Raw genomic sequence first — 25,772 nt, 5'->3', positions numbered from 1 at the left:
ACTCGTCTGGATCGACTGTGAGATGACCGGCCTGGATCTGGGCTCGGACAAGCTCATCGAGATTGCCGCCCTGGTCACCGACGGCGAGCTGAACATCCTGGGCGACGGTATTGACGTGGTGATCCACGCCGACGACGCGGACCTGGACGCGATGAGCCCTGTGGTGACCGAGATGCACACCCGATCGGGCCTGATCGACGAGGTCAGAGCATCGACGGTCGACCTGGCTACCGCCGAGGCGATGGTGCTCGACTACATCCGCACCCACGTCAAGCAGGCCAAGACGGCGCCGCTCGCGGGCAACTCGATCGGCACCGACCGTGGTTTCCTGGCCCGCGACATGGTCGCCCTCAACGACTACCTGCACTACCGGATGATCGACGTCAGCTCGATCAAGGAGTTGTGCCGTCGGTGGTACCCCCGGATCTACTTCGGCCAGCCGGAGAAGGGCCTCGCGCACCGCGCACTGGCCGATATCCACGAGTCCATCCGGGAATTGAAGTACTACCGGCGTACCGCGTTCGTCGCCCCGCCCGGGCCGTCTACCAGCGACATTGCCGCGGTCGCCGGGGAACTGGGGCCGCCGGTGGACGCGCCCGACGATATCGATTCGGTCGCTGAGCGCCCAAGCGGTTAGTATCGACGACGCTGCTTGCTAGTCGGGCAGCAATGGTGGCTGTAGTTCAGTTGGTAGAGCACCAGGTTGTGATCCTGGGTGTCGCGGGTTCGAGTCCCGTCAGCCACCCCGAGGGAAAACATCGCCTCACCTGCACATAAGCGGGTGGGGCGATGTTCATTTCGGGTCCATGCGATATCCGATGCGACATGCGCCCACGATGCGACATCCCGCTGGGGGAGTAGGTGGGACCACCCCCGGCTTCCACTCCCCGACCAAGGACTCCAGGCGGGCGATTGAGACACGTCCCCGTCGCCCCTCAGTGGGCTAGGGAGCGTGTCTCAATCGGGTGTGACCAATGTGACGGGTGATAATCGCAACCATGACAGGGAGCGGGGAAACGGCGGCTCCGCCGCCGACGCGCTTTCTGATCGACACCAACGTCTTCATTGCACTTGAACCGTTCGACGGGCAGATGGAGCCCGGGCTTGGACCAGCAGCTACCTTCATGCGGCTAGCGATGAAGCAGCGCAACCTAGTCTTCGTCCATCCCGCCACGAGGGACGAGCTTTCCGAAGGAACGAACCCGACGCGGGCGGAGCAGCGAATCGCCGAACTGAGCAAGATCGAGATGCTCGCCGAGGTGCCGATCAGCACTCGCCTCCAGACCAAACTGGGTCCACTGGTCCCCGATTCCAACGATCACCGCGATCTGCGAATACTGGCTGCACTGGACGCGAACGCCGTCAATTTCCTTGTCACTGAGGACGTTGGTCTTCATAAGCGAGCGAAGAGGGTCGGACTAGGGGATCGAGTCCTCACACTTGCCGATGCGGCGGCGCTGCTGGAGGCATTCGAGCCGACCACCGTCGAACCACCACCGAAGGTGACGCCCGTCGAGTCATATGCCCTCGACCTGGAACAAGACATTTTCGCCAGCATCAGAACCGATTACAACGGCTTCGATGCCTGGATCAACAAGGTTCGCGGGGACTCGGCGAACCGTGAGTGCTTCATCATCACCGAAGACGGCGGAACCTACGCAGCCGTCGCCATATTGAAGGTCAACGAGCTCGCATCCGAATGCCCGTACGACCTGCCAGAGCCCATCACCAAGATTTCGACATTCAAGGTGCAGGAGGAGTTCGGCGGTCAACGGTACGGGGAGCTACTACTGAAAGCCGTCCTCCTTTCGCACCGCGACCACAGCGCTGGAAGTGCCTACGTTGAGGTGTGGGATCGCCATCAGCGGCTCATCGACTTCATGAAGATGTTCGGGTACTACGACGCAGGCAAGTCGGCGCGTGGTGAGATTGTCCTCGCCAAGAGGTACCAGCCGCGAGACACCTCCATGTCGCCGTTGGACTTTCACATTGCGTACGGTCCGCCAGCCGTGTCTGACCAAGCGAATGTGTTCGTCATTCCGATCATCGAGCAATGGCATGATCAGTTGTTTCCAGAGTGCATACCCGAGACTCAACAACCCATGTTGCCTGGGCTGGAAGGCACGACACTCCCCTGGGGTAACGCGCTGCGCAAGGCGTATCTATGCAACTCATCTTCAAGGCAGATTCAGCCGGGCGACGCGATTCTGTTCTACCGATCCAGGCTCCAGACCGTATCTGTCATTGGCGTGGTCGAGGAAGCCTCCAGAACATCCTCTCCCGATGAAGTGCTGAACCTGGTCGGCGGACGAACCGTATACGGACCCACCGATATTGCCCAGCTCGCGTCTCACTCCGCGCAGTTACTTGTCATCCTCTTCCGGCAGGATCGCGTCGTTGATCCCGAATGGACCCTGGCGGAGCTTCAGAGCCATGACGTGCTGAAGGCACCGCCACAAGCCGTGACCAAAGCGAAGGAGACCGGTGCCCAATGGGTGCATCAGCAACTGGACGCCATGTGATCATGTCCGTCCATCCGCAGTTTGCAGAGGCAATTATGGACGGGCGCAAGAAGATTGAGTTCCGTAAACGTCGCCTCGCTGATGACGTGAGAGTGGTGTGGGTCTACGCCACTGCCCCCGTCAGCAAGGTGCTCGGCTACTTCGAAGTCGGAACAATCCATACCGCCAAACCGACTGACCTCTGGCGGCAGTTCGCCGACGTGGGCTGCATCAACCGAGCCGACTTCGACAGGTACTACGCCAACAGCCAAATCGGGGCGGGCATCGGCATCCGCAGAGCCGTCCGTCTGCGCAGCCCCGCCCACATTACCGACCTACTCCCCTCTGGAGTACCGCCACAGAGCTACGCCTACGTAGGAGCGCGCGCCCTCCCCTGACCTGCGGGGACGTGCAACCGCGTGGCTGGTGATTATCGGCGACTGGATAGATGCTGCAGCGATGCCCACCACCGAGACCACCGTCACCGAACTCACTGCCGACTCGACTGGCGTCTGGCGTGTCACCCCCCTGGTCAGCCTCCATCGGCGGCTCGAGCATGAGGTCAGTTTTCCCGTCGGTGGTGTCCCCTGCGTGCACCGACACGCGCAGGACAAATCGCACGTTGCGGCATGGGACAGCGCGGTTGTCGTAGCGCTTCGGTAGCTTCCAAGGTCATGGAGTCGCCGCAGGAGCCACCCGCCCCGCCCTCGCCCCCGCAGGGAATGCCTACCAGCATCCGCGAAGCGGCCGGCTCGTTGGGTGAGGCGTTGGTTCGTGTGTCGGGCAGCAAGAAGGAATCCGTCTGGAAACTTCCATCTGGGTGGGTATGGGGCTTTGCCCCAATCGTGTTCGCCGCGTTGCGGGTACTTGTGGTCTCTCACGGTGACCCCGAAACACTCCGTGCACTGGTGCAGAACCTCAACGTCCCCGCATTAGTTTTGGCAACGGTACTCCCGTTCGGAGCGGTGATTTCCGTAGGATTCGTGATCTTTCTAGCCTGCAGACTGAGGTCATCGAACAAACCGCCCATCAATGGTGGGCCGCTTCTACTGTTGATTTCAGCGGTGATCTCAGTCTTCCTCCTGGTTTACGCTATGCCTATGTGGCATGTCTGCGCGGCGGCCACCATCTGCGGAATCATCGGCGTAATCATGTTGATAGGCAAAGTAATCAACTGCCGCGCGCAGAAGGGGGACGAGAACGGCACGCCCAATGTGCTGGTCATGCTCCTGGTAGTCGTGGCAATCCTGGGCGTGCTGTTCAGTCCCATCATCTATTTGCTTGGTGGAGTGGGGATGTGGCTCCCTCAGGAGCGGATCGAGGCCGCCAACACTGAGGTAAGCCCCGTCTACGTCCTGTCGTCCGATGACAACTGGACTTCGTACATGGACGAGAATCGCAAAGTCCATTTAGTGACTACATCCGATATCACCAGCCGCGACGCCGTTGGATCGTCGGGATCATGGTTGGACAAGTCGTTTGCCGACAACGTGATTGACGCATTTATCGCAACAGTCCGATGGGCAAAGAGCGCATGTCTATCGGCGGTCGATTTTATCGTGGAGCGCCTACCCGACTGGCCGTCGCCAGATTCCCCGTAGCGGTCAGTACGGCACCAAGAACCGCCCATACAGCTCCCGGCGAAGCAATCGGTCAGTGCTGACAAGAACGCGGAGGGCATTTTTGCCCACGCACCTTCTGCGTTCTTGAAGACGGTTACACGCGCCACTCTGGCGCGGACGCGAAGGCCGCGGACATAGGCGCCTACGCCAGGTGGAGGCAACGGGAGACAAGCCGTATTGCAGCCTATGCGCCCTCACCCCGGGTGAACTCCACGATGTCACGCCACCGGTTTCCCGTCGCAGACTTGAGCACAAAGCCCCTGGGTTCGAAAAGAGCGCGTAGGTCTGCAACGCCCAGTCGATCCGGGTCAAGGAATATCTCCTGGAAGACCAGCCGCCCACCCGGCTTGATCACATTCTGCAAAGACACCGCACATGCCGCCTTGTCCGGAACCTCGCCGAGCACGCTGGCCAGAAACGCAAGATCAAACGTGTTGTCGGGGAAGGGAAGCCCGTCGCTGGCGTCGCCCGAGTGAAACTGCACATTCCGGTAGCCGGCAGCTTCAACTTTTTTCTTCACCTTGTCCAGCATCTGCGGTTGGACATCGAAAAGATCGAGGTGGCCGGTCGTCAGCCGGCGGGCGATTTCGATACTGAAGATCCCCGGACCGGGTCCGATCTCCAGCACTCGTTCACCGCCGCGAAGCGCTAGCTGCCCGACCACGCCACCCGGATTGACAAGGCGTCGGTGAATCGGATTGTCCAGCAAGAAGGCGGCCTGGTGCGGAAAAGGGAAGTCACCGACTCGGCGCACCTGGCGTATCACAGTGTCCATCCACGTTATAGGCATGAAATTAGGGTACCCTAACTTCATGCTCTGCGGCTACCTGCATCGCCGCCAGGAGCCGTCCCGAGACCGCCTAGGCGTATCAGGTGTCCAGCAGCCAGGGCAGCTCGAATCCCCCTACCAATGGTCAGGCGCGAACAGGTTATCGCTCGCGGCAAGCAGCCCCCACGGGTCGGAGAACTCCGAGGCACCAGGCAGCGGTAGCGGCGCGTCGGTCGGCGCGATGACGCCCGATCCGGTCAGGAATGCAACGCCGCGAGCCAGCGCCACGCTCGTGTCGACCACCAGGCCGCCCACGAAATCGTTGACTTGCTGGGCGAATTGGGCCAGTCCACTGATCAGGAAGATGTCCTGGTCGACGATCGATTGCAGGAGCTTGTCGATCTCGGTGACGACCAGATTGAGCCCATACGGGATGGAGGTGACCACCGTGCGGATGGCCAGCGCGATGTCGTTGCCGATATTGGGGTAGCCGTACATCGCGAGCGCGTCGTGGAGGGCCTGCTTGAGGTCGACGGGTGTGACGATGCTGTTGAGGATGGCGGGGTCGTTGGCCATCGAGACGCCGTCGAAATCTGACCGCATCGGGACCCCGAACAGCGACAAGATCGTCGGCGTGATGTCCACCGTGGAGTAGTTCAGGTTCTGGCTGCCGTCGGTGGCGTGATCACCGGCCTGATCGAAGATGACGAATGACGATGTCTCATTGGGCGATTGGAAGCCGTGGCCCAAGATGTCGTGGGACTGCTGGTGTCCGTGGTCGGTGGTGATGATGATCGACCAGTCGTCACCGGTGAGCGCCTTGACCTGCGCGACCGCGGCCAGGATCTGCTGGATGTTGGCGCCGACGTTCACGACGGCTTGGGCGTATTCGGCCGACCCGCCACCGAACTCGTGTCCGGCCTCGTCTACCTGTACTTGGTAGGAGAACAGGAAGTTCGAGATGTCGTCGGGGTTGTCGGCGGTCGCCAGGATCTGAGCGATGGTCTGCGCGGTGACCAGCGCGTCGGCATCAGCCCAGTTGGTCTCGAAGGGCACGAAGACGTTGTTGTCGACCGGGTAGCCGCCCGCGGCAGCGATGTCGTTGATGTAGTCCCAGTCGGCGATCACCGTGGTGTTGATCTCGGGCTTGTAGTACTCGAGAAGGTTGAACACCGTCGGCCACAAGTTGTACGGCTCGGGACTGAACAGGTTGTTGGTCACACCGTGCTTGTCGTCCCACACCCCGGTCAGAATCGTCGTCCATGACGGACCGGAGAAGGTGGTGTGGTTGGTCAGGCTCGCGGTTCCGGTAATACCTTGGTCCATCGCGGTTTTGAAGCCGCTGTCTTGGTTGTAGGCGTACTCCAGGATCTTGTCCAAGTTGGTGCCGTCGGTACCGATCAGCAGCACGTGCTCAGCGGCCAGCAGCCAGTCGGCGCTCACCCCGGACAGCCCAGTCTGCGTCCCTACCACCGCCCCCGTTCCGGCAACCAGGCCGGCGACGGTCGCACCGCACAGAAACCGCTTCACCTTTGTCACCATCGGATTCCCTCGTCGAAGTTGCGCGAGACTGCCCGACGACCCTAGCAATCGCACAGGCAATGCTCAGGATTTTGCGAGGAATACGCTCATGTGGTCAGCACAATGTGAGTCGCCCCTGGCGCCGCTGGCCCAGGCCGCCCCGGGAGACCGATCGGTGTCGGCGATCGCCGCCGCGTTCGGAATTTAGTGAGCTAGCGAACACCCGCGGACCCTGGTTGCGATGACCGGCGCCCATCATCGAGCTGACCTGGTCTGACTGCCACTCAACCCCCGATTGGCGAACCGCTGGGTGTCGGCTCGGGGCGCGCCGTTCCGCGTGCCGGGTTGATGTCGAGGTAACGTTTTGGTTACGGTTCCCTGCGTGCTCACGCAAGGACTAGTAGATCTGCGCATGAAATCCTCGGTTCTGGCCGCGACAACTCTGTTGCCGGCCGCCGTGTTCTTGGCTGGCAGCGTCGGTGCCGAGCCGGGAAACAACGATGAACCGCCCCCTCCGGCCGCCGCCGATGTGCCGCCGCCGCCCGAGGACGCGCCGCCTCCGCCACCCGAAGACGGGCCACCCCCGCCGCCGGAGGACGCACCTCCCCCACCACCTGAAGACCTACCACCACCGCCCCCGGAGGACGCGCCTCCCCCGCCACCCGAAGACATTCCGCCCCCGCCGCAGGACTGGGGACCTCCCGCACCCGAGCTGGCGACCAACTGGTCCATGCCGGCACCGCACGCGCTGCCGCCGGGGATCGTCAACGAGCACGGCATGCAGGTCAAGACGATCCTTGTCGCCCGCAGCATCAGCGAGGCGTTCCCGCAGATTCACAACATGATCGGGGTGCGTCCCGACGGCCAGCGCTGGCATCCGTCCGGCCTGGCCATCGACGTGATGATCCCCAACCCCGGTAGTCCCGAGGGCATCGCATTGGGAGACCAGATCGTCGACTACGTCCGGCAGAACGCCGGTCGGTTCGCCATGCAGGACGCGATCTGGCGCGGCACGTACTACACGCCGGGCGGGCCGAGCGGTCGCGGCAACGGCCACTACGACCACGTGCACATCACCACGTTCGGCGGAGGTTATCCCAACGGGAACGAGGAGTACCTGCGCGAGGAAGGCTAGCCGCCCCCGGCCTGACGGCGCCTAACGCGTCTAGCGCACCGGGTCGTTGGCGTTGCCGGCCTGCCACTGCGACCACGGCACATTCCAGTCGCCGAGGCCTTCGTTGCCGGGCAGCAACGAGCCGATGGTGTTGTTGATCTGCACCACGTCGCCGCGCTTGACGTGGTCGTAGAACCACAGCGCGTTGCTGGGACTGACGTTGATGCAGCCATGGCTGGTGTTGGCGTAGCCCTGGGCTCCCACCGACCACGGGGCCGAATGCACGAAAATGCCGCTGTAGGAGATCTGGGTGGCCCAGTCGACGTCGGTGCGATACCCGTTGGGCGAGTTGACCGGAACCCCGTAGGTCGAGGAGTCCATGACGATGTGCGCGAAGCGCTCGCCGACGATGTAGGTGCCGTTGTTGGTCGGGGTGCTTTCCTTGCCCATCGAGACCGGCATGGTCTTGGCCACTTCGCCGTTGATGCGCACCACCATCGACTTGGTGTCGTCGTCAACGGTGGCGATCACCTCGTCGCCGATGACAAAGTGGCTGGTCGCGTTGTCCTGCCCGTAGACCCCGTTGCCCAGGTCCACCCCGTAGGTGTTGACCTGCACGTCGACGTTGGTTCCGGGCTTCCAGAAGGCCTGCGGCCGCCAGCGCACCTCGCGATTGTTCAGCCAGTAGAACGCGCCTGCCACAGGAGGCTCGGTGGTGATAATGATCGCCTTCTCGGCCGCCTCGCGGTCAACGATGTTCTCGTCGAACCGAATCGCCACCGGCTGACCGACGCCGACGACCTCGCCGTCGCGCGGCATGACGTAGGGCATGGTCAGGTTTTGCGGCGAGTGCGTCTGAAACGTCATCTGCCGGCTGGTCACGCCACCGAGGCCCAGCGCCTTCGCGTTGACCGTGTAACGCTTGTTATAGCCGAGCTGCTCGGATGTCGCCCAGGTCAACCCGTCCGCACTGAGCTTGCCGTCGACGATCGCGCCGTACTCGTTGACCATGGTGACCGAATCGAGCACGCCGTCCTCGGCGGTCACGGTCACCGGCGCGTCCACCGCGACCCCGACTGCCTTGTCGGTGACCGACGCAGTGACCTTGGGAATCAGCAGGTCAGCGAAGGGAGTGCCCTTGTCGGTGATGATCTTGGCCGCTTCGGCGTCGGCGTTACTCCCGCACGCACTCAAGCTCATTACCGCGGCCGGAACCATCAGCAATGCCGCCGCCCGGGACCCGAACCCCCGGCAGCGTTCCGCCAAACCAACCTGCCCCATGCTTTTCCCACCTGACCGTGCTGATGCTGCTCGCAGGCAGTCTAGTGGGTAATCGGAACTGCCGCTGTTCCGTCCAGAACAGCGCGCTGACGTCGCGATTTCGTCTCCCGGCGCGGCGCCTGTTATTGTCTCTTTCGCGGTTCTTGACCGCACGGCGCCGTTAGCTCAGTTGGTAGAGCAGCTGACTCTTAATCAGCGGGTCCGGGGTTCGAAACCCTGACGGCGCACTTCGTTCGACTGTTTCGTCTTATTGCGACGGCTTACTGCGACGGTGTCGACTCTTCGGTCTCCTTGATGATCCGGTAGCTCGGGTCCGACATGTACACCGGCCCATTGCCGTTCTGCCGCGCCTTGCCGGTGAGCGCAACCACGTCACCGGGGCTGATGTCGGTGCCCCGTCCCGCGGGAAATGTCGCGCGCAGCTCACCACTGCCGTCTCCGACCACCGCGACGCGGACCGGCTTGCCGCGGCTGGTGGTGTCGTCGACCTCATTGACCCGCCCCTCGACGGTGGACAGGTGACCGATGATGAGGGCGTCCACCGCGATGGCGTCCGGCGGCGGCGCCGGATGCTCGTAGCGGTCCACGTCCTGCTGGTCATGGCGAGCCACCCACTGCTGCAGTTTCTCGACCTCGCGCAGAATGCGCTGTTCGAACAGGTCCGGGAACGCCTGCCGCACGCGTGATTGCACGTCGTAGGGCACGATCGTCGCCGCCGCGTCGGGAACCACGCTCACGGCCTTGGCGATCTTGTCGGCGGTGCGATCGTGCAACAAGCGCCCCAGCAACGGCGCGTAGGTACGCCGGGGCAGCAACACGGTCACGTGGCAGTTCGGGTATTGCGCGCGTGCGGTGTCGACCAGTTGCCGGGCGGTGCGTGTCAGCCGGCGGTCCGGGCAGTCGACCACCCGCAGCGGGGTGTCCAGGCCGTAGTACTCCCAGCGCTGCTGCAGCAGAGCGGCATGGGCGGCGTCGACCACCAGGTGCACCGCGACCAGCTCGTCGGCGTAGAGCCCTTTGCCGTAGCGCAGGGCTTCGAGTACCGCCAGGTCCAGCGAATGCACGAAAACCATCACCCGGTGACGGGCGTACTTGACGGAGTCAGGCCGGTCGGTGCGGAATCGCTCCAGGATCGCAGCCTCGGCCCGGTACTCCCGGTTGAGCCGGATCAGCACCACCACCAGCAACGGGAACACGACCACTACCAGCCAGGCTCCCTCGGTGAACTTCGCCACCGCGAAGATCCCCACCACCACGGTGGACAGCAGGCCCGCCGAGAAATTGATGACGAGCTTGTACCGCCATCCCGATTCCCGATGCGTCACATGATGTTTGGCCATGCCGTAACCGGCCATCGCGAATCCGGTGAACACCCCGATCGCGTAGAACGGCACCAGTGCGTTGACCGAGCCACCGGTGACCACCAGCAGAGTCACCGCCAGGACGGTGAGCACGATGATCCCGTTGGAAAAGACCAGCCGGTGCCCGCGTTTGGTCAACTGGCGGGGCAGGAAGCGGTCTTCGGCAACGAAGCTAGCCAGCATCGGAAACCCGTTGAAGCTGGTGTTCGCTCCGGTGAACAGGATCAACGCCGTCGCCGTCTGCACCAGCACGTACAGAACCTGACCCAGCCAGCCGCCGCCGAACACCGCCCGGGCCACCTCGGAGAGCACCGAGGGATATCCGACCGCGTACGGCGGGGTGTGGGTGCGGTAGGCCAGGTAGGTGACGCCAGCCAGCAGGAATCCCAGGATGCACGCCATCGTGGTGAGCACGCGCCGCGCGTTCACGCCCTGCGGCTTTTGGAAGACGCTGACGGTGTTGGAGATGGCTTCCACACCGGTCAGCGATGACCCGCCGTTGGCGAAAGAGCGCAGTACCACCAGGACCGTCGCCCCCATGATCAGCCCGTTGCCCTGATGGACCGGCACCGCCCCTGGGAGGTGCTCGGCGTCGTAAACGGGTAAGCCCCAAAAGATCTCGCGCACCACACCGGTGATGATCATCAGCCCGAGCATGCCTACGAAGAAGTAGGTCGGTATCGCGAACGTACGGCCGGCTTCTCGCACACCGCGCAGGTTCGCGTAACACATCACGATCACCACCGCGACGGTGATCTCCAGGCTGTAGGGGCCCAGCGGGCGGATCGCTGAGACGACGGCGACGGTGCCGGCCGCGGATTGCACGGCGACGGTCACCACGTAGTCGATCAGCAGCGCCGCGGCGGCGACCTGCGCTACCCGGGGGCCGAAGTTCTCCCGAGAGACGATGTAGGAGCCGCCGGCGCGGGTGTAGGTCATCACCACCTGGCGATACGAGGCGGTGACCAGTACCAGGATCAGCAGGACCACGCCGGTGATGGGCAGCAGCAGCGCGAAGGCTGCCAGGCCGGCGAACGGCAGCAGCTCGATCAGGATCTCCTCGACGCCATAGGCGTTCGAGGAGATCGCGTCGGGTGAAAGTACGCCTAGGGCAACCGGATTCGACAACCGCTCGGAGCGCAGCGCACCGGTGACCAGCGGCCGTCCCAGCACCAGCCGCTTGAGCGTGTAGCCGATCGGGTCAGGCCGCGGCGCCGGGGGCTGTTGGGCGCGCACCGCAATATCTTCGCCCCGGCAGCGTCACGCCACCAGACCCAATTTTCGCGCCGGCGCGCGGGGATCTCAGCGGTTGCGGATTCGGCGAATCGTCAGGATGAGAATGAGTCCGCCGACACCGGCCAGCGACGCCATCACCGCAGGTTGGGTGACGATCTCGACCGCCCGAGCCTTGGCGCGGTCGGCCAGCCGACGGGGGTTGGCCCGGTCCGCGAGAATGTCGACCGTCGACGCCAGCTGCTCACGGGCCTGATCGATGTCCTTCTTGATCGTGTCGGGATCGCGTTCCGCCACTGTCGTCCTCCCTGTCCGATGCTGCCCCTGTCGAACTACCCTAGAGCAGCCGGGGTTCGTCTCATGCTCCGGCGAGCAGAAAGGGGCAGTTGTTGACCGACACCGCACGCCTGGCGCCCGGCGATGAAGCGCCCGCGTTCAGCCTTCCTGACGCCGACGGCAACACCGTGTCGCTGGCCGACTACCGGGGAAGACGGGTCGTCGTCTATTTCTACCCGGCCGCGTCGACCCCGGGCTGCACCAAGCAGGCCTGCGACTTCCGGGACAACCTGCGCGACTTCAACGACGCCGGCCTCGACGTCGTCGGTATCTCCCCCGACAAGCCGGCCAAACTGGCCAAATTCCGCGACACCGAGGGATTGACCTTCCCGCTGCTGTCCGACCCGGACCGCTCGGTGTTAGCGGCCTGGGGCGCCTACGGCGAGAAGAAGATGTACGGCAAGACCGTGCAAGGCGTCATTCGCTCGACGTTCGTCGTCGACGAACAGGGCAAGATCGCCGAGGCCCAGTACAACGTGCGGGCCACCGGGCACGTCGCGAAACTGCGGCGCGATCTGTCGGTCTGACCCCGAGGTCACTTTTCCGCCGACCGAGAAGGAGCAGCGCGTGCCGGTCATCCGGACGAGTTTGTGGTTCGACACCCAGGCACTGGACGCCGCCGAGTACTACGTGTCGATCTTTCCCAATTCGAAGGTCACCGACGTGTCCTACTGGGGCGCGGAGAATCCCGAGCGCGACGGCAGCCCGCTGCAAGTGCTGTTCGAGCTCGACGGGCGGCAGTTCTCCGCAATCAACGGCGGACCGAACTTCACGCTGGACGAGGCCATCTCCATCCAGGCCTACTGCGCGGATCAGGCCGAGGTCGACCACTACTGGGACGCGTTGAGCGCCGGCGGCAAGGAACTTCAGTGCGGCTGGCTCACCGACCGATACGGATTGTCCTGGCAGATCATCCCGCAACGATTGTCGGAGTTGATGACCGATCCAGACCCCGAGCGCGTGCTACGGGCGAAGCAGGCCATGCTCACGATGGTCAAACTCGACATCGCCGCGCTGGAGGCCGCAGCCGAAGGGCGTTGACCTCAGCTCACAACGGCAATTTGTGACCTGTCAAGTACAACCCGACTAGTCACGTGTTGCCGGCGGGCGCAGCATTAATCACAGTCGGGCTTGGGTGGCGCTTCCGGTCGAGCGACCAACCAAGCGCGCTACTCCAGCTCCGTTGGAAGGCAAGAAGATGACTGAGCACAGCTGGGCAGTGATCGGGGCAGGTCCCGCAGGTATAGCCGCGGTGGGCCGCCTACTCGACCATGGCGTCCCCGAGAACGAGATCGTCTGGATCGATCCCGATTTTGCCGCCGGTGATATCGGCACCAAATGGCGCGCCGTCCCGGGCAACACCTATGTCTCGCTCTTCCTCGACTACTTGAACGGCTCCCCGTCGTTCCGCTTCTCCGAAGCGCCCCACTTCGAGTTGACCGACATCGATCCCGGTCACACCTGCCCGCTCGGCCTGGTGGCCGATCCGTTGGTATGGATCTCCCAACACCTGTCAGAGCGGGTCACCTCCATTCGCGCGGTGGCCACCGAGCTCGTCCTGCGCAACCGCCGATGGTTGGTGAGCACCCCGGAAGCCGAGATCGAAGCGAAGAACGTGATTCTGGCCGTCGGTTCGGTTCCCAAGACGCTTCAGCATCCGAGCCTGAAGGAGATTCCGGTCGAGGTGGCACTGAACCCCGACAAACTCGGTCAGCTGGCGTTGGACGACGCCACGGTGGCCGTCTTCGGCTCGTCACACTCATCGATGGTGGCCCTGCCCAACCTGTTGAACACCCACGCCCGGAAGGTCGTCAACTTCTACCGGAGCCCAACCAAATACGCTGTGTACCTTGGTGATCAGATTCTGTTCGACGACACTGGCCTGAAGGGGAATGCCGCAACGTGGGCCCGTGAGAACATCGACGGAACCTATCCGGAGCGCCTGGAACGGTATCGGGTAGACGACAAGGAGTTCTCCGAGCAGCTCCAAGCCTGTAGCCACGTTGTCTACACCGTCGGGTTCACCCGACGCCAGCTCCCCGCGACCCCGCAGTGGGGGGAGCTGGAATACGATCCGGTGAACGGGATCCTTGGACCGGGACTGTTCGGGGTCGGGATCGCGTTCCCCGAGTACGGGATCGACTCGTTCGGATCTGGGGAGTATCGGATCGGATTGATCAAGTTCATGCAGCGGCTCAACAGCGCGCTGCCCCTGTGGTTCCAGTACGGAACGTAGCTTCGGCGTAGATCAGTGCGGCCGGTTGACGCCGCCGATGTGGCTCAACAGGTCCCGCACCGCCCGGCCGGCGGCGTCCGCCCACCCGTCCAGATCGCCCTGAGATCCCGATGCAGGTCTAATTCCGGCACCTCCACACTGCGAAGCCGGCCGACCGCAAGGTCATCGGCGGCCGCCAACCTGCTCATCACCGCCGGCCCGGCCCCGGCCAGCACGGCACCCCGCACGGCGACCGACGAAGAGGTCGACACCGCTGTCGATCGGCGACCATTTGATGAAGCGGCGCTCGTCCATTCAGGTCGCCAGCTTCGCCAATAGCAGCGCTTCGGCGGTGGCGGCGCGTTCCAGCACGCCCAGGTGCAGGCTCTCGTTGATGCTGTGCGCCTGGGTCCCCGGATCTTCCACCCCGGTGACCAGGATGGTCGCCTGCGGGTAAGCGGCGGCGAACTCAGCGATGAATGGGATGGATCCGCCCATGCCCATGTCGACGGGTTCGACGCCCCACGCCTGCGCGAATGCGTCCCGGGCGGCGTCATACACCGGACCAGTGGCGTCGATGGCGTAGGGCTGCCCAACATCGCCCGGGGTGACGGTCACGTGCGCTCCCCACGGGGCATGGTGCTGTAGGTGAGCGGTGAGCGCCTCCAGGTGGGCGGCGGCGTCGCCGCCGGGGGCCACCCGCAAACTGACCTTGGCCCGGGCCCGTGGAATCAGCGTGTTCGACGATGCCGCAATGCTCGTGGTGTCGATACCGATGACGGTGATCGCCGGCTTGGCCCACATCCGCTGCGGCACCGATCCGGAGCCGATCTCGGTCACCCCGTCCAGCAGCCCGGTGTCGGCACGGACCCGCTCAGGTGGGTAATCGACTGGTGCCGCGATGCTTTCGTGCAATCCGGCGACCGCGACGTTGCCGTCGTCGTCGTGCAAGCTCGCCAGCAGCCGCACCAGAACGGTGAGCGCGTCGGGTACCACCCCACCCCACAGCCCAGAGTGCAGTCCGTGGTCCAGCGTCGCGACTTCCACCACGCAGTCGGCCAGCCCCCGCAGCGACACCGTCAGTGAGGGGATGTCGGTGCTCCAGTTGTCGGAGTCGGCGATCACGATCACATCGGCGCTCAGCGCCTCGCGGTGCGCAGCCAGCAGAGCTCCCAGCGACGGCGATCCGGATTCCTCCTCGCCCTCGACGAAGACTGTCACACCGACCGGCGGCTGGCCACCGTGCGCCCGGAATGCCGCCAGATGTGTTGCGATACCGGCCTTGTCGTCGGCGGTGCCGCGGCCGTAGAGGCGCCCGTCGCGTTCAGTGGGTTCGAACGGCGGTGAATCCCACTGCCCCACGTCGCCTTCGGGCTGCACGTCGTGGTGCGCGTAGAGCAACACAGTCGGGGCACCCGGGGGTGGCGGAAAATGCGCGATGACCGCCGGCGCACCGCCCTCGGCAACGATCTGCACCTGCGGAAAACCGGCCTGGCTCAGCAGGTCTGCGACACGCTGAGCGCTGCGGTGTACCTCGGGGCGCCGCGCCGGGTCGGCCCACACCGACTCGATGCGCACCAGATCCTCCAGGTCGGCCCGCACCGACGGCAAGACGTCGCGGACTCGCTGCACCAGTTCGCTCATGGCGCCAGTATCCCTTCCCCGCGAGCAGACACAGAATCGCACGCCCGAGCCATCCGGAGTGCGATTCTGTGTCTGCTCGCCGATTAGGGGGTCTCGAGGATGGCGACGGCGGCGGCGGTGTCGGCCTCGTGGGTCAGCGACACGTGGATCGTCACCTCGGCGAGATGCTGCGCGATCTCACCAGAGAGCCGCACCTTCGGGCGTCCCCACATGTCGGTGACCACCTCGATGTCACGGTGAATCGCCTCCGGCAGCACCGGCTTCTGCGCGAACCGCGACCCCGACCACGCCTTGATCACCGCCTCCTTGGCCGCCCACCGGGCCGCCAGATGCCGCGCCGCCGACGAACTCTTGTCGGAAGCGTCGCGCCGCTCCCCGGGGGTGAACGTCTCGGCGAACACCGTCCCGGGTTGGTCGACCTGCTCCGCGAAGTCGGGAATCGACACCAGGTCGATCCCGACACCAACGATGCTCATACGCAGCGACGCTAGCCGATGTAGACGTCGCCGTCGCCGAGCCGTGCCGCCGGGTTGAGCAGCATGGCCGACTCCTGGCGCTTCTCCGGTGTGTCGTGGTCGAACCGCCGGTCGGCGGGCCGCTCATACATCGGCTTGCCGCCGGCGATCGCCGAGGCGAGTCGACGCTGACCGGCCAGGACACGCTCGGAGGCCTGCTCCAGGTACGCCGCACGCTGGCTCGGGTCCAGCGCCGCCAGGAACGCCGCCGGGTGCACCAGGGCGACCAGACCGGACACGTGGCCGAAGCCGAGGCTGGTGACCAGACCGGCCTTGAGCGGGAACTTCTCCCCCAGCTCCAGCGTCTCGCGCACCCACACCAGGTGCCCGGCGGTGGCCAGCTCGTCGTCGACGCAGTCCAGGCTGCGGTTGGGCGGGATGACCCCGTCGCGCAGCACCTGGCACAGCCCCATCATCTGGAAGACCGCCGCGCCGCCCTTGGCGTGCCCGGTGAGGCTCTTCTGGCTGATCACGAATAGCGGCGCACCGTCGGAGCGGCCCAGCGAGTCGGCCAGCCGCTCGTGTAGCTCGGTCTCGTTAGGGTCGTTGGCCAACGTCGAAGTGTCGTGCTTGGAGACCACCGCGATGTCGTCGGCGCCCACGCCCAGCTTGGCCAGCGAACGGGCCAGCATCGAGTCCTTGCCGCCCCGCCCGGCGCCCAGCGCTCCCAGGCCCGGAGCGGGGATCGAGGTGTGCACGCCGTCGGCGAAGCTCTGCGCGTAGGCCACCACGGCCAGGACCGGCAGGCCCATCTTGGCGGCCAGGTCGCCGCGGGCCAGCAGAATGGTGCCGCCCCCCTGAGCCTCGACGAAGCCCAACCGGCGCCGGTCGTTGGCGCGGGAGAACTTCGAGTCGCTGATGCCCTTGGCGCGCATCATCTCGGTGTCGGCGGTGGCCGCCATGTCACCGAAGCCGATGATGGCCTCCAGGGTCAGGTCGTCGTAGCCGCCGGTGACCACCAGCTCGGCCTTGCCCAGGCGGATCTTGTCGACGCCCTCCTCGACCGAGACCGCGGCGGTGGCACAGGCGGCCACCGGGTGGATCATCGCGCCGTAGGACCCGACGTAGCTCTGCACCACGTGCGCGGCAACGACGTTGGGCAGCACCTCCTGCAGGATGTCGTTCGGCTTGGCCCGCCCGAGCAGGTTGCCGTGGTACATGGTCTGCATCGAGGTCATGCCGCCCATGCCGGTGCCCTGAGTGCTGGCCACCAGCGACGGGTGCACCCAGCGCATCAGCTCGGTCGGGGTGAAACCCGCCGACAGGAACGCGTCCACGGTCGCGACGATGTTCCACAGCGCCACGCGGTCGATGGAGGTGGCCATGTCCTGGCTGATGCCCCACACCGTCGGGTCGAACCCGGTCGGGATCTGAGCACCCACGGTGCGCGACAGCTTGCTCTTGCGCGGCACCCGAATCTCGGTGCCGGCCTTGCGGATCACCTGCCAGTCCGAGGAGTCCGGCACCGGGCGCACCACGGTGTGCTCGGGGTCGAACTCGACGAACGCCCGCGCGTCGGCCTCGCTGGAGACCACGAACGAGAAGTCCTTGTCCAGGAACACACTGACCAAAAGCGGCGAGGCGTGGTCGGGGTCGATCGCACCGTCGTCCACGAACTCGCGAACACCGACGCGTTCCACCACGGCGTCGTGGTAGCGCTCCACCAGCTCGGCCTCGTCGACCAGCTCACCGGTCGCGGTGTCATACCAACCCGGGGTCGGGTCGTCCTCCCACTTGACCAGACCGGTGGTCCAGGCCAGCTCCAGCACACCGGCGGCCGACAGCTCGCCGGAAACCTCCATCTCGAAGCGGGTGCGCGACGAGCCCAGCGGGCCCAGTTCGGCGCCCCCGACGATGACCACCAGATCGGCCGGGTCGACGTCGAGGTCGGCCCAGGCCGGCGGGGGTGCCGGGGTGTGACCGCGCGGCGGGCTCGGCAGTGCCGCAATGGTATTGCCGGCGTCAGCTTCGTCGTCGGCTGCGGCTTCGCTCGTCATCTCCTCGCGGGCCTTGGCGGCCAGCTCGGCCATGTCCAGGTTCGCCTCGGCCAGGCCGCCGGTCAGGTCGGCTTCGATCGGGGCGTTGGCCGCGGCCACCTTGGACTCGACGTTGCACAGGCCCAGCAGCATGGCCGCCATCTGCTCGGTCGAATAGGTGGTGACGCCGGCTTCCTCGACCGCGTCGACGATGACGTCGTTGTGGCCCATCAACCCGGTACCACGCGTCCAGCCGATCAGGGCGTGGGCCAGGCTGACCCGAGAAGCCCACGAGGACTCGGCCTTCCAGCGCGACACCAGCGCGTCCAGCGACGCCTTGGCCTCGCCGTAGGCACCGTCACCGCCGAACATGCCGCGGTTGGGCGAGCCGGGCAGCACCACGTGCAGCCGGGAGGCGATGTCGCGCTCGGCACCGATCTTCGACAGGCCGCCAATCAGGCGCTGCACTGCCCACAGCAGCACCTTCATCTCCATCTCGGCACGCGCACCGGCCTCCGACAGATCGCCGGTGACCCGCGGTGCCGCGAACGGGAACAGCAGCGTCGGGGTCTGCGCATCCTTGAGGTGGATCGACTGCGGCCCAAGGCTTTCGGTCTGCTCGGTTCCGACCCACTCGACCAGTGCGTCGATGTCAGAGTAGGAAGCCATGTTGGCCGGCACCACCCACAGCGCGGCACCGAACCGAGCGTGGTCGCGGTAAAGGTCGCGGTAGAAGCTCAGCCGCTCGTCGTCGAGGCGAGAAGTGGTGGCGATGACGGTCGCACCGCCGTCGAGCAGCTGCCCGACCACCGATGCCGCGATCGAGCCCTTGGAGGCACCGGTCACCACCGCCACCTCGTCGCTGTAGCGGCCCCGGCCCGGGTTCTCCGCGCCGGCAGCGATCCGGGCGTACAGCGAGCCGTGAATCTGCCGGCCGGACGCCAGCGCCCGGGCCTGCCACCACGACGCCTGGGTGGCGACCACATGGCCGGCACCCTCAAAACGCTCGGCGAGGCGCGGCCAGTCGGCGTCGATGTCGCCTTCGTCGACCAGCCACAGCTTGACCAGGTCTTCGCGGGCACTGGCCCAACGGTCGTCGAACAGCACCGCTTTGCGGCCGTCGAAGACCGGCGCCACCAGGCGCGGCCAGTCCGAACCCAATTCGGCGGTCACCAGGTCGATCAGCTCGCTGTCGGTGGCGCCCGCCGGGACCGCGGCCACATCCTCGCTGAACCCGAGCTGGCCCAGCACCAGCCGGGCCGCTGAGGCGAGCACACCGTCGCGCCCGGTGATCTGGGCGGTGAACTCGCCCAGCGCGGCGGCGTCCACGGTCGCGCCGCCACCACCGCCTGCCGAGGGCAGGCTGACGGCGACGCCGCGGCGTGCGGCGACGGCCTGCACGGCCGCATCGATGACCTTGTCGACGGCTGCGGCGTCGGCCAGCGCGCCCTCGTGCAACCCGCCCAGGGCGCCGCCCCGGACACTGCTGCCTTCGCGGGTCCCCAACGCCACCTCGACGGTGACGTGCTTGGCCCAGCCCTCACCGAGCTCCCAGGTCTTCTTGACCCGTTCGGCGATGGCACCGGGCCGCTTGCCGGACGGTCCGAGAATGGTGCGGAGCTGGTCGTTGATCGCGTCGGTCAGCACCGGGCCGTAGGGCTTGTAGGTGCGGGCCAGCTTCGTGACCTGCGACTTCAGCCCGGACAGGTCGGCTTCGGCGGCGCCGTCGATGGCGCCCAGGTTCAGCTCCGAACCGAGGTCAACCAGCAGCTGGTTGCGTCGCGAGGACGCGCCGTCGGTGATGGACTCGATGGAGTCCAGCGCCTCGATCTGGTCGATGCGCATCTTGGCGCTCAAGGCGATCAGCGCGCAGGTGGCGTCGGCGGCGTCGAACGCAATGTCGTCGGGGCGGGGAGCACCGGACGGAGCTGAGGCGCCAGCCGAAGCGACGGCGGGGGCGACATCAGGCACAGCCGCCGGTTCCGGCGCGCCAGCGCCGGAATCCTCCGCAACCGGCTCCTCCTCCGGCTCCGGGTCGGTGTCGGTGGCGAAGAGCACCGCGGCGTCGCGCTCAGCGTTGAGCACCTCCACGGTGCTGTGGGCGTACTCGGGCAACTTGAGCGTGTTGGTGGCCAGTCCGGCGACCGTCGGGGCGGTCTTCACCCCGATCTCGACGAACCGTTCCACGCCCAACCCGCCGGCGGCCTGTTCGATGAACAGCAGGTCCTGAGTCTCGATCCAGCGCACCGGGCTGGCGAACTGCCAGGCCAACAACTCGATGACGACCTTGCGGCACAGCTCCGCCGGCTTCTCGTTACGCCAGGTGTCGTAGTCGGCCAGCACCTCGTCGAGTGGCTCGGCCGGCACCAGGTCACGAATCTCCTGGATGAACTCCCGGTCCAGGGTGAACGGCTTGGGCACCAGGTTCGGGATGTAGCGGCCGACGATCAGCGCCGGGTCCTGGTCGCGCGGCATGACCCGCTCCAGCGAACGGCGGAAGTCGTCCACACCGATCCGCAGCACGCTCGAGTGGAACGGCACATCGATACCGGGCACCAAGATGAACGAGCGCTTGCCGCCGCTGATCTCGCGGCGCCGCTCGACCTCGGCCTCCAGGGCCTCCAGACCGGCCACGGTGCCGGCGATCGCGTACTGCGAGCCGCGCAGGTTGAAGTTGACGATCTGTAAAAACTCGCCAGTATTCGCCGCGATCTCGGCAACGAACGCGGTGACGTCGGCGTCGTCGAGGTCGATCTGCGATGGCCGGATGGCGGCCAACCGGTAGTTGGAGCGTCCCATGGCGTCACGCGGCACGATGTCGTGCATCTTCGAGCCGCGGTGGAACACCACCTCGAGCAGCGCTTCCAACTCGTAGACGCCGCTGACGCAGGCCAGCGCGGTGTACTCGCCGACGGAGTGACCGCAGGCGATCGCTCCTTCGACGAATGCGCCCTGCTCGCGCATCTCGGCGACCTGTGCGGCAGCCACGGTGGCCATCGCGACCTGGGTGAACTGCGTCAGGTACAGCACACCGTCGGGGTGCTGGTAGTGCACGCCGGAGGCGATCAGGGAAGTCGGGTTGTCGCGCACCACGTGCAGCACCGAGAAGCCCAGGGTTTCGCGGGTGAACTTGTCTGCGGAGTCCCAGACCTTGCGAGCGGCCTTGGACCGGGCACGGACCTCCATGCCCATGCCCTTGTGCTGGATGCCCTGACCCGGGAACGCATAGACGGTCTTGGGGGCGGTCAGCCGAGCGGTCGCCGACATCACCAGATCAGAGCCGATCCGCGCGCTGATCTCCAGAACCTCGGCGCCCAGGTCGATTCCGACCCGATCCACCCGGAAGTCGACGTCATCGCCGGGCTTGACCATGCCCAGGAAGCGCGCAGTCCAGCCGACCAGCCGCGCCGGCGGACGGGCCTGGCCGTCGGTCGCGGTCACCACATGCTGAGCCGCGGCCGAGAGCCACATGCCGTGCACGATCGGGCCCCCCTCACCATTGGGCCCCGTCAGGCCGGCGAGCAGTGCCGCGGCCCGGTCGGTGTGGATCGGGTTGTAGTCGCCAGAGACCGCCGCGAACGGCCGCATGTCCACCGGCGCGGTCACGGTGACGTCGCGCCGACGGCGGCGCGGGGTGTCGGTGGCGTTGTCGGAGACCGCGCCACCGGCCCGAACCGGATCGGTCAGTTCCGCGGCACCGGTGCGCCCGCGGATCGCGAAGCGCTCCTCCAAGGTGGCCAGCACGGTGCCATCGGCCGCCGCGACCGTGACCGACACCGGGACGACACGGCCGACCTCGGTGTCGGTAGCCGCCGATGCCGTTGCGGTGACGGTCAATTCGGCCGGTTGCGCCGGCAGTGCGCCGAGCAGCTGCGCCGCGTGGTCCAGATGCACCAGGGACAACAGGCCCTCGACAACCGGGAACCCGGCGTCGGTGGTGGCCGAGCCGATAGCGGCGAACACCGCCGGCCAGCACCGCCCGACCAGGGCGTCGGGCACGGTGGACAGTCCCGGTGCCAGCGGCGCGCCGAACGTGGCGGTCACCCCGGTGTGGTCGGCGACCTGCTCGGGATTCCACTCGACGGTCACGGTGGCCGTGCCGTCGTGCACCGGCGGCAGGGCCTCCGGGCCGTCGACACCGGCGGCGATGGCCAGCACCGCGCGCATCGCGGCGGCGGCATCCTCGGTGGAGACCAGCGGGGTGGCCCCGTCGACGACGGCAGCGGGGACAGTGAACCGGATGTTGATCCAGACACCGGACAGCGGCACGCTGAGCACGACGTTCGCATCCGAGGCGACCTCCAGACGCGCCCCGGTCGACGGGTGGGTGGCGGTGCGGTTCTCGTGCACCTGCCATTCGGCGGGGTCGGCGATCCGATGCACCGGGTTGGTGGCGGTGCGGCCGGCCCACAGCACGTCGGGGGCATCGAGCAGCACGGCCAGCGGGCCGGTGACGTCGGCGCGGCCCTGACGGCGCGCGGTGACGGGGGTGGGTTCCACGCCGGTGGCGAGCACCTGGTCAACTGCCGCCTGCTCGAAGCGGTCCAGCAGCTCGCCGACCGGCTCGTCGACCCGAGTGATGCCGGCGACAGCGGTGATGCCCGGAATGATGCAGACCTGCTCGGCGGTGTAGCGGGCGTCATGCGCCTGCCACAGCGAGTCACTGCGCCACCAACGGCGCACGTCCTTGTCGATCACCGGCACGAAGTTGACCGGCTTGCCCGGCGTCTTGCAGAGCTGCGTGAAGAACGGCGCGTCGGCCGGGTGCAGGACGACGGTCTCGGCGTCCGGGTAGGCGGCCAGCAGCGCCGCGATGGCTTCTTCGGGACGCTCCAGGATCGACTGTGCGCCTTCGGAATCGGCGAACAGGGTTTCGATCGGTCCGGACTCGAGTTCGTTGAGCCGCGCTTCCGCGCGCTGCAGCATCGACCCGAACCGCTCTCGCCAGGTGTCGGCCAGCCACGGGCTGTCCGGTGAGGCGGTGTCCGCGGTCGAGTCGCCCGCCCCGATGGCCAGTTCCACATAGCGGCGTAGCCACTGCGCGTACGTCATCTCGGTGACATCGCCGAAGTAGGGCTTGGCGGTGTCGGCCAGCGCGGCGATGATCTCGTCGCGACGCGCCGCGACGGCCTCGCCGTCACCGGCGACCTCGTCGAGCAGCCGGCCGCACCGCGAGGCGACGTTGTCGATCTCGTGAATGTCGGCACCGAGCTGGCTGCGCGAGGACGCCATGCCGCCCTGCGCTTTTCCGGCGCCGATCCAGTGGTCGGTGCCCTTGGTGTCGACCAGCATCTGCTTGACTGCCGGCGACGTGGTGGCCTCTAGGGTGGCCATCGCCGCGGTACCGACCAAGATGCCGTCAACGGGCATCAACGGGAAGCCATGCTGCTGCGACCACCGGCCGGACAGGTATTCGGCGGCCTGCTCAGGGGTGCCGATTCCACCGCCGACGCACAGCGTGATGTTGGGCTGCGAGCGCAGCTCGGAGTAAGTCGCCAACAACAGATCGTCGAGGTCTTCCCAGGAGTGGTGCCCACCGGCGCGGCCGCCCTCGACGTGGGCGATCACCGGCGTGGTGGGGACCTCGGCGGCGATGCGGATCACCGACCGGATCTGCTCGACGGTGCCGGGCTTGAACACCACGTGGCTGATGCCGGATTCGTTGAGCTCGGCGATCAGCTCGACGGCCTCTTCCAGCTCGGGGATGCCGGCGCTGATCACCAGCCCGTCGAACGGGGCGCCGGACGCACGCGCCTTCTGCACCAACCGTTTTCCGCCGACCTGCAGCTTCCACAGGTAGGGATCCAGGAACAGCGAGTTGAACTGAACGGTGCGGCCCGACTCGAGCAGCGTCGTGAGCTCGGCGACCCGGTCGTTGAAGATCTCCTCGGTGACCTGGCCACCGCCGGCCAGCTCGGACCAGTGCCCGGCGTTGGCGGCGGCGGCGACGATCTTGGCGTCGACGGTGGTCGGGGTCATGCCGGCCAGCAGGATCGGCGAGCGGCCGGTCAGCCGGGTGAACTTGGTGTCGAGCTTGACCCGGCCGTCGGGCAGCGCGACCACCGACGGGGCGTAGCTGGTCCAAGGCCGGGCGACCTCGGGGACGGCACCGATGGTGAACAGGTTGCGCTGTCCACCGCGGGTGGCCACCGGCACGATCCCGACGCCCAGGCCGCGAATCACCGGGGCGGTCAGCCGGGTCAGGATGTCACCGGGTCCCAGATCCAGAATCCAGCGGGCACCCGCGTCGTGCAGCGCGGTGACCTCGTCGACCCAGTCGACCTCGCCCACCAGGATCGAGTCGGCCAGCTGGCGGGTCAGCGCCACATCGAGGCCCACCTTGGCGGCCCACTGCGCGACGATCTCGATGCCGTTGGACAGCCGCGGCGAGTGGAAGCCGACCTCGACCTGGACCGGCTCGAAGACCGGAGCGAAGACCGCGCCGCCGCGCAGCTTGCTCTTGCGCTCGGCAGCCTCCTTCTCGGCGATCTGCTCGCAGTACAGCTCGAATCGAGACAGCTGCTCGGGGGTCCCGGTGATCACCACGGCACGGCGACCGTTGCGGATGGACAGCACCGGAGGAAGCACGGTGCGCACGTCGGTGGCGAACTCGTCCAACAGTTGCCGGATGCGCTCCGGATCGACATTGGTGACCGACACCATCGGCGGGCGGTCACCCAGGACCGAAATGCCCCGGCGGCGGGCCACCAGCGTTCCGGCCGCCCCGATCAGCTGGGCGATCGCGAGCAGCTGCACGTCGCTGGCGCCACCGGCCTTCAGCGACTCGACCGCCAGAATGCCCTGCGAGTGCCCGGCCGCGGCGACCGGCGGGGTGGCCGACAGGTCCAGACCCTGACGCTCCAGCGCCCGCATCGCGGCGATCTGGGTCAGCAGCACCCCCGGCACCGACACCGCCGCCGACGTCAGCTGCTTGTCCGACGGAATGGGGTCCTCGGCCGCCAGCGCCCGGACCCACTGCAGCGGCTCAAATCCGATGGGCCGGACCACAACCAGCTCTTTGGCGATCGGCTCCAGCAGTAGGTCGGCCTCGCCCGCCAAGGTGGCCAGTTCCGTCTCGATGCCGGCCGACGACACCAACTCTTCGAGCGACTCCAACCAGGCGCTGCCCTGTCCACCGAAGGCGACCGCGTACGGCTCGCCGGCCGTCAACCGATCCACCAGAGCGGACGCGGCATTGGCGAAACGCCCCGAGCCTGCACCGTCAGCGGAAACCCGGTCGTGTTCGTGGATCGTCACGTTTTATATCTCCCCTGCCCTGGTTAACGTCGCGTCGTCATCGACGCCCGCCGGGATAGCCGGCCCAACTGCGGGTTCTCGCGTGTTCGCGGCCGCGCTTCAGCTGTAAGAGTGTCATAAGAACCTGTGCCGTTTCCGCAGCAAATTGGTTACTGGTGAGTTCTACGCTCGGGTAACCCGGCCCCGGATATCACGGGGCTCGACAGCGGCTGGAACGATCCGGGACAAACGTCCTGCATGCGCGGGGTTACGGTCGAGTAGCCATAACGACGCAGATCAAGGCTCCATTGTTATCTAATCGTTATGTTTGAATCAGCCAGGCCAACTGGCTTTGGCGGCGCCTGAGGCTCCGAGCTCGAACGAGCCCGGCGATCCCAGCCCTGCGCAGCTCGATCGGGCGCTAGTTTGCTGGACGAACGGCGGACCG

The 25,772-nt window shown here is 66.3% G+C and carries 15 protein-coding genes, 2 tRNA genes and 2 pseudogenes; 10 read left to right on the top strand and 9 right to left on the bottom strand.

The genetic code is table 11. The features are described 5' to 3' along the window. Positions 1-22: 22 nt before the first annotated feature. The 5 genes from orn (at position 23) to NM962_20580 (ending at position 4,102) form a co-directional block, all read left to right on the top strand. Positions 23-637: an oligoribonuclease gene (gene orn / locus NM962_20600; GenBank protein ID UVO14862.1), complete on the top strand. Its 615-nt coding sequence runs from the start codon at positions 23-25 to the stop codon at positions 635-637. 35 nt (positions 638-672) lie between these two features. Continuing rightward, a tRNA-His gene (locus NM962_20595) sits at positions 673-745 on the top strand. 253 nt (positions 746-998) lie between these two features. Continuing rightward, the gene (locus NM962_20590) at positions 999-2,522 is read left to right on the top strand and encodes a GNAT family N-acetyltransferase (protein UVO12245.1); all 1,524 of its coding nucleotides are present in this window, start codon (positions 999-1,001) and stop codon (positions 2,520-2,522) included. Further along, a complete protein-coding gene (locus NM962_20585; GenBank protein ID UVO12244.1) occupies positions 2,492-2,899 on the top strand; it encodes an ASCH domain-containing protein in 408 nt (135 codons plus the stop codon). Before NM962_20590 ends, NM962_20585 begins: the two co-directional genes overlap by 31 nt. A gap of 276 nt (positions 2,900-3,175) precedes the next feature. Further along, positions 3,176-4,102: a hypothetical protein gene (locus NM962_20580; GenBank protein ID UVO12243.1), complete on the top strand. Its 927-nt coding sequence runs from the start codon at positions 3,176-3,178 to the stop codon at positions 4,100-4,102. A 205-nt stretch (positions 4,103-4,307) separates the two neighbouring features. On the opposite strand, the gene NM962_20575 is transcribed toward NM962_20580, so the two are convergent. Next, positions 4,308-4,898: a methyltransferase domain-containing protein gene (locus tag NM962_20575; protein UVO14861.1), complete on the bottom strand. Its 591-nt coding sequence runs from the start codon at positions 4,896-4,898 to the stop codon at positions 4,308-4,310. A gap of 129 nt (positions 4,899-5,027) precedes the next feature. Then, entirely contained in the window at positions 5,028-6,434 is a 1,407-nt protein-coding gene (locus NM962_20570) for an alkaline phosphatase family protein (protein ID UVO12242.1), read from the bottom strand. Positions 6,435-6,825: 391 nt separating this feature from the next. On the opposite strand from NM962_20570, the gene NM962_20565 reads away from it, so the two are divergent. Then, on the top strand, positions 6,826-7,548 hold the full coding sequence (locus NM962_20565; GenBank protein ID UVO12241.1) for a hypothetical protein: 723 nt from the start codon (positions 6,826-6,828) through the stop codon (positions 7,546-7,548). A gap of 30 nt (positions 7,549-7,578) precedes the next feature. On the opposite strand, the gene NM962_20560 is transcribed toward NM962_20565, so the two are convergent. Continuing rightward, positions 7,579-8,808, bottom strand: coding sequence for an Ig-like domain-containing protein (locus NM962_20560; GenBank protein UVO12240.1), 1,230 nt, complete (start codon positions 8,806-8,808; stop codon positions 7,579-7,581). 154 nt (positions 8,809-8,962) lie between these two features. Here NM962_20560 and NM962_20555 point away from each other — a divergent pair. Next, positions 8,963-9,035, top strand: a tRNA-Lys gene (locus NM962_20555). A 33-nt stretch (positions 9,036-9,068) separates the two neighbouring features. Here the strand turns inward: NM962_20555 and NM962_20550 are convergent. Together NM962_20550 and NM962_20545 are read right to left on the bottom strand one after the other, a co-directional pair. Then, positions 9,069-11,405, bottom strand: coding sequence for an amino acid permease (locus tag NM962_20550; GenBank protein ID UVO12239.1), 2,337 nt, complete (start codon positions 11,403-11,405; stop codon positions 9,069-9,071). 66 nt (positions 11,406-11,471) lie between these two features. Then, the gene (locus NM962_20545; protein ID UVO12238.1) at positions 11,472-11,699 is read right to left on the bottom strand and encodes a DUF3618 domain-containing protein; all 228 of its coding nucleotides are present in this window, start codon (positions 11,697-11,699) and stop codon (positions 11,472-11,474) included. A gap of 92 nt (positions 11,700-11,791) precedes the next feature. On the opposite strand from NM962_20545, the gene bcp reads away from it, so the two are divergent. The 3 genes from bcp (at position 11,792) to NM962_20530 (ending at position 13,974) form a co-directional block, all read left to right on the top strand. Further along, complete coding sequence (gene bcp / locus NM962_20540) at positions 11,792-12,265, top strand: thioredoxin-dependent thiol peroxidase (protein UVO12237.1); 474 nt, start codon at positions 11,792-11,794, stop codon at positions 12,263-12,265. Between the two features lie 40 nt (positions 12,266-12,305). Next, positions 12,306-12,779, top strand: a complete 474-nt coding sequence (locus NM962_20535; protein ID UVO12236.1) for a VOC family protein — start codon at positions 12,306-12,308, stop codon at positions 12,777-12,779. A 157-nt stretch (positions 12,780-12,936) separates the two neighbouring features. Continuing rightward, positions 12,937-13,974, top strand: coding sequence for a pyridine nucleotide-disulfide oxidoreductase (locus NM962_20530; GenBank protein UVO12235.1), 1,038 nt, complete (start codon positions 12,937-12,939; stop codon positions 13,972-13,974). Between the two features lie 12 nt (positions 13,975-13,986). On the opposite strand, the pseudogene NM962_20525 reads toward NM962_20530, so the two are convergent. The 4 genes and pseudogenes from NM962_20525 to NM962_20510 all read right to left on the bottom strand — a co-directional run bounded on the left by NM962_20525 (position 13,987) and on the right by NM962_20510 (position 25,345). Further along, positions 13,987-14,228, bottom strand: a pseudogene (locus NM962_20525) (LysR substrate-binding domain-containing protein). 40 nt (positions 14,229-14,268) lie between these two features. Further along, positions 14,269-15,650 (bottom strand): annotated as a pseudogene (locus NM962_20520) (dipeptidase). 30 nt (positions 15,651-15,680) lie between these two features. Further along, complete coding sequence (locus NM962_20515) at positions 15,681-16,073, bottom strand: holo-ACP synthase (GenBank protein ID UVO12234.1); 393 nt, start codon at positions 16,071-16,073, stop codon at positions 15,681-15,683. A gap of 11 nt (positions 16,074-16,084) precedes the next feature. Next, the gene (locus NM962_20510) at positions 16,085-25,345 is read right to left on the bottom strand and encodes a DUF1729 domain-containing protein (GenBank protein UVO12233.1); all 9,261 of its coding nucleotides are present in this window, start codon (positions 25,343-25,345) and stop codon (positions 16,085-16,087) included. Positions 25,346-25,772 lie beyond the last annotated feature (427 nt).

Origin of the sequence: Mycobacterium sp. SVM_VP21, from assembly GCA_024758765.1 — a bacterium.
In the GTDB taxonomy this organism is placed as follows: Bacteria; Actinomycetota; Actinomycetes; order Mycobacteriales; family Mycobacteriaceae; genus Mycobacterium; species Mycobacterium heraklionense_C.
This window is presented reverse-complemented; position numbering and strand designations above follow the sequence as displayed.